General features: G+C 54.5%; 3 protein-coding genes and 1 tRNA gene. 1 reads left to right on the top strand and 3 read right to left on the bottom strand.

Going from position 1 to position 4737, the window contains the following annotated elements:
• Positions 1-41: 41 nt before the first annotated feature.
• Both pnpS and ACUVTA_RS08560 read right to left on the bottom strand, forming a co-directional pair.
• Positions 42-1394, bottom strand: coding sequence for a two-component system histidine kinase PnpS (gene pnpS / locus ACUVTA_RS08555; RefSeq protein WP_445952525.1), 1353 nt, complete (start codon positions 1392-1394; stop codon positions 42-44).
• Positions 1391-2083, bottom strand: a complete 693-nt coding sequence (locus ACUVTA_RS08560) for a response regulator (protein ID WP_445952526.1) — start codon at positions 2081-2083, stop codon at positions 1391-1393. The genes pnpS and ACUVTA_RS08560 overlap by 4 nt, the downstream gene beginning before the upstream one ends.
• A 269-nt stretch (positions 2084-2352) precedes the next feature.
• On the opposite strand from ACUVTA_RS08560, the gene ACUVTA_RS08565 reads away from it, so the two are divergent.
• Positions 2353-4449, top strand: coding sequence for a transglycosylase domain-containing protein (locus tag ACUVTA_RS08565; RefSeq protein WP_445952527.1), 2097 nt, complete (start codon positions 2353-2355; stop codon positions 4447-4449).
• Between the two features lie 81 nt (positions 4450-4530).
• On the opposite strand, the gene ACUVTA_RS08570 is transcribed toward ACUVTA_RS08565, so the two are convergent.
• Positions 4531-4616, bottom strand: a tRNA-Leu gene (locus ACUVTA_RS08570).
• Positions 4617-4737: the final 121 nt, after the last annotated feature.

Consider the following 4737-nt stretch of genomic DNA (forward strand, 5'->3'; position numbering starts at 1 on the left):
TCAACCATTTATTTCCCCATAACCAATTCCTAGCTTAGGTTTTACTGAACTTCCAGAACCGGTAGGAAAAAAGAGAACCGGCTCCCTTTCCCTGGCTCACTTTCCACATTTACCCTTCCGCCGTGGGCCTCCACAATATGCTTAACGATCGCTAACCCCAGCCCTGTTCCGCCTGTAGCCCGTGAGCGTGCTTTATCTACGCGGTAAAAGCGTTCAAAGACACGTGACAGGCTCTCCTTGGGGATGCCGATGCCGGTATCGTCAACATCTACCTTAATCCAGCCTGGGAAAACGGAGGCTGTAATCCGGATCTCTCCCTGGGAAGTGAATTTTATTGCGTTATCCAACAGATTTATAAAAACCTGACCGATTAGCTCCGGGTCGCCCCATACCGCCGGTAAATCTGCCGGCAAATCTACTGTTAGTTTCAGCTTTTGCTCTTTGACTCGCCTTTCCAAGACCGGCAGAACCCGTGCCGCTACTTCGTTAAGTTTTATCTGTTTCCGGATAAGCGTGGCGCGGCGGTCTTCCAGGCGTGAAAGATTTAAAAGATCGTTAATTAGCCTTTCAAGGCGTTCAGTTTCTGCCGCGATAATTGCGAGAAACTCACCGGCCGTGTCAGCATCCTTGATGGCACCATCGCGTAGCGTCTCCACAAACCCCCTAATTGCGGTCAGAGGTGTCCGCAGTTCATGCGAGACGTTGGCCACAAACTCGCTCCGTAATTGTTCCAGGCGTTTCTGCTCTGTTACCTCGCGGAGAACCACTACTACCCCAGGCCCTACAGGATTAGTGACCGGTGTAACCCGAACTGTAAAGAGCCGCGGTTGGGGAGTGAGAAATCTTAGCTCCTCTTCTCTTGCAGTACCGGTATTCAGAACCCGCCGTGCTATTTGTTCGAGTTCGTGGTGGCGGATTACCTCTAGGATATTCTTCCTCCGAGCCTCTTCTGGTTTAACCCCGAAGGCTTCCTGCAACGCTGGATTAGCAAAAAGCACCCTGCCGAAAGGATCTAAGGCCAGAACTACATCTGTAAGAGAGGCCAAAACGGCTGCCTGCCATCCCTTTTCCGCACTTAGAGCCTGGAATGTTTCTTTTAAACGCTCGGCAAGGAGGGTTACACTTGAGGTGAGCAACCCGATTTCGTCGGCGGCAGATTGCTTTTCTCCTTTTCCAAACTGGGACAGCTCTTTAGCCACCGCCACCAAGTTACGGAGGGGCCTTATCACTTGCCGGTTGATCATTCGCCAGGTAAGCCCAGCTACCAGTGCACCACCTATTAAGGCCGCCGGTAAGTGCAGGTGCCGGTAATAAATCAGAGCAGAGATGAGGGCGAAAAACAAAAAAAGAAGCCCTAAGGAAAGATAAAGCCGCCCCCGAATGGTCCCGATCACCCTAAATCCTCCCGAAACCGGTATCCTACACCCCGCACAGTTTCGATAAAATACGGCGCACCCGGTAATTGCTCTATTTTTTGCCGGATATGCCGGATGTGTACATCCACGGTCCGGGAACCGCCGGGAAAGCTAAATCCCCAAATTCGGTCCAGCAGATGCTCGCGCGAGAAAACTCGTCCCGGATGGGCGGCGAGGAAATAAAGCAGCTCAAATTCTTTTGGTGTCAAATTAATCCGGGTCTCCCCCCAGGTAACCGCCATCCGTTCCCGATCGATAACCAGTTGGCCAAAGACCAGTTTATTCTGGTCCCCAACAAAAGACTTCCGGCGCAGATGCGCGCGCACCCGTGCCACTAACTCCCGCACACTGAAAGGCTTTGTCACGTAGTCGTCGGCTCCCGTCTCCAAACCTAAGACCCTATCGTTCTCCTCTGCCCGAGCTGTTAGGATAATGATCGGCACATTCTGGAGATCGTTGTCTGCCCGCAAAAATTTACAAAAATCCAGCCCGTTCATTCCAGGGAGCATGAGATCAAGGATAATTAAGTCCGGGCGGCGGTTATGGGCTAATCTCAAAGCTTCTATGCCGTCCGTAGCGGTAACAACTTCGTAGCCTTCGCATTCTAGAGAAAAACATAGTAACCGTTGGATAGTTTCCTCGTCGTCAACCACCAGGATTAACGCCATATTTTCACCTCCTGTCGCGGAGTAATCCTGTCGGGCTTAAATCTCCCCTTTAGGGTCAGCCTCTCACCCACCCCTACTAGCCCAGCTTCATCCCTTCTGCCTGAAAACCAGGTAGCGGAAACCCCCTTGCCAATAGTATTATAACATGGTAAAGGGGAAAGGATTAACGCACACGCGTACCCGGGAGCCAGCTTGAGGGGATCACAACTTCCGGAAACTAAAACAATAGATATTTTGGAGGCGCGCAGAGCTTCATGCCGAAAAAACTCATGCCACGAAGAAAATTGAACCTTCGGCGGCTGGTTCTTCTGGTAGTCGGAGGGACTTCCTTCCTGGGAATTGTAGTTGGCGGCTGGCTTACTTACAATGCGTTGCGCGATCTTCCCACGTGGCGGGTAGAGACGCTGCACCTTGACGCGCCCAGCACGCTTTACGCTGCTGACGGCACTCCCTTCGCTACTTTAGGTTTTCGGAACTACATTCCCGTTCGACAGAATGATGTTCCCACTTTCGTTAAGCACGCTTTCGCAGCGGCAGAGGATAAACGCTTCTACCACCACTGTGGTATTGACCTCGTAGGCGTGGCACGTGCTGCCCTTAATAATCTTTTCCACCACCGTATTATGCAGGGCGGGAGCACCATCACCCAGCAATTAGCAAAAAACACTTTCCTCGTTCCCTCCCGCACTCTAAAGCGTAAGATACAGGAGATCTTTCTCGCGATTAAGCTAGAACGCTACTACACAAAAGACGAAATTTTAACGTTTTATTTAAACCGGATCTATTTCGGCGAGGGCGCGTGGGGCCTTGGCGCTGCTGCTGAAACCTATTTCCATAAAAAGGTTTCGGCCTTAACCCTGAGTGAAGCTGCCCTTTTGGCCGGAATGGTTCAGGCACCGAGCTACTATGATCCCTTTCGCAACCCTTCAGAAGCTCTAGAACGGCGGGATTATGTTCTCCAGCAAATGCTCGCCTGCCGCTTTATCACCCCTGAAGTATACCAACGGGCCCGGCAAGAACCCCTGCGCCTCCACCGGGGGAACAGCGCGGCCCAGGAGTATCCCTACCCTGACTTTACCGATTACGTCCTCATGAGCGTAGAGAAAGAATACGGGCAGCGGTACCTTCTCGGTGGCTTCCGGATTTATACCACGCTTGATCGCCGCGCCCAACACGTAGTGGAAGAGGAAGTGGCTAATTCAGCAAACTTCCCCCCTTCTATTCGGGATGCCCAAGGCTTTCTCCAACCACAGGTAGCGGTAGTCTTGGTTGATCCGGCCACGGGAGCAGTCCGCGCTTTGGTGGGCAGCCGGGAGCGGGTTGCCCAGCGCCAGTTCAACCGGGCTGTACAAGCCCACCGGCAGCCGGGCTCGGCGCTGAAACCAATCCTGGTGTACGCTCCGGCCGTCGAGTTCTTGGGAATGGGACCGCAAACAGTAGTCCGGGATGAACCGGTGCGCTTTGGCTCCTACGCCCCCAAAAACTATGACGGAAGGTACCGGGGAGAGGTCACCCTGCAGGATGCGGTTGCCTACTCCATCAATGTGGTGGCGGTTAAGGTTTTAAACGAGGTCGGGCTCGAGAGAGCAGCCCGCTTCGCGGCGCGGCTCGGTATTCACGTCGATCCAGCCAAGGATGGGCTGAGCGCTGCCTTGGGAGGGTTACACCGGGGGGTAACCCCTTTGGAGATGGCGGCGGCTTACGCCGCTTTCGCTAACGGAGGGGAATACGTGGAGCCGTACGTGGTAACGCGAATCACCGACGCCGCAGGTAACGTTCTGGAGGAAGCTACGCCCCACCGCTACCAGACTATGGAGCCGGAGACGGCGTCGACAATAGCTACTATGCTCCGCGCTGCGGTGCGGTACGGAACGGGGAGAAACGCCCGGATTGGTACCATAGCTGCCGGGAAGACGGGCACTACGGACGAAGGGAAAGACTTATGGTTCTGCGGCTGGGTGCCTAAGTTAGTGGGTGTGGTCTGGATGGGCTGGGATGAACCTCACCCGATGCCTTATGCTTACGGAGGAAAATACTGCGCGCGGTTCTGGCGGAAAATAATGGTGGATGCGTTAGGACTAACGGGATATGCGGCTGCCCTACCGCCGACAGAGCAGCAAAACGTTTCTAAGCCACAAAAACCCGCCGTTCCGCCTGGGGTTTACGGTTCTACACCCGCAGAGACTTACGGCCAAGAGACCGCGCCAAGTACTGAAAGCTCTCCAGGCCTCTTCCCTGCCCTACCAGGCGAAGGAACGCCACCTACTCCTCCGGGCCAGCAGCCTGTGCCTCCTCCGGCGCCGGGAGAAAGCTCGCCGAACGGTTCAGCTCCTCCGGCCGGCTTACCAGCGGCCACGTACGGCTAAGGTATTCGACCAGGGTCATCTGACTGTTCTGCACAACCAAAAACCCGCTGACTCTTGCAGCCAGCGGGTTTTATCATCTGCTGGTGCCGAAGGTGGGAGTCGAACCCACACGGGCGGTGCCCACACGATTTTGAGTCGTGCGCGTCTGCCAGTTCCGCCACTTCGGCCTGTTTAGTTTTAGCATCGATATTTTAACACGTTAGAGCCGCCTCCGGCAAGAGTTCCGAAGCAAACGACCGCGTCAACCCACTGTAGGAATCTCAAAACCTCACCGCCCCCGAGCCTGGC

Source organism: Thermodesulfitimonas sp. (genome assembly GCF_052743955.1).

Coding starts and splice junctions, on each gene's coding strand:
- ACUVTA_RS08560 (WP_445952526.1), bottom strand. CDS start 2,083: ATGGCGTTAATCCTGGTGGTTGACGACGAGGAAACTATCCAACGGTTA.
- ACUVTA_RS08565 (WP_445952527.1), top strand. CDS start 2,353: ATGCCACGAAGAAAATTGAACCTTCGGCGGCTGGTTCTTCTGGTAGTC.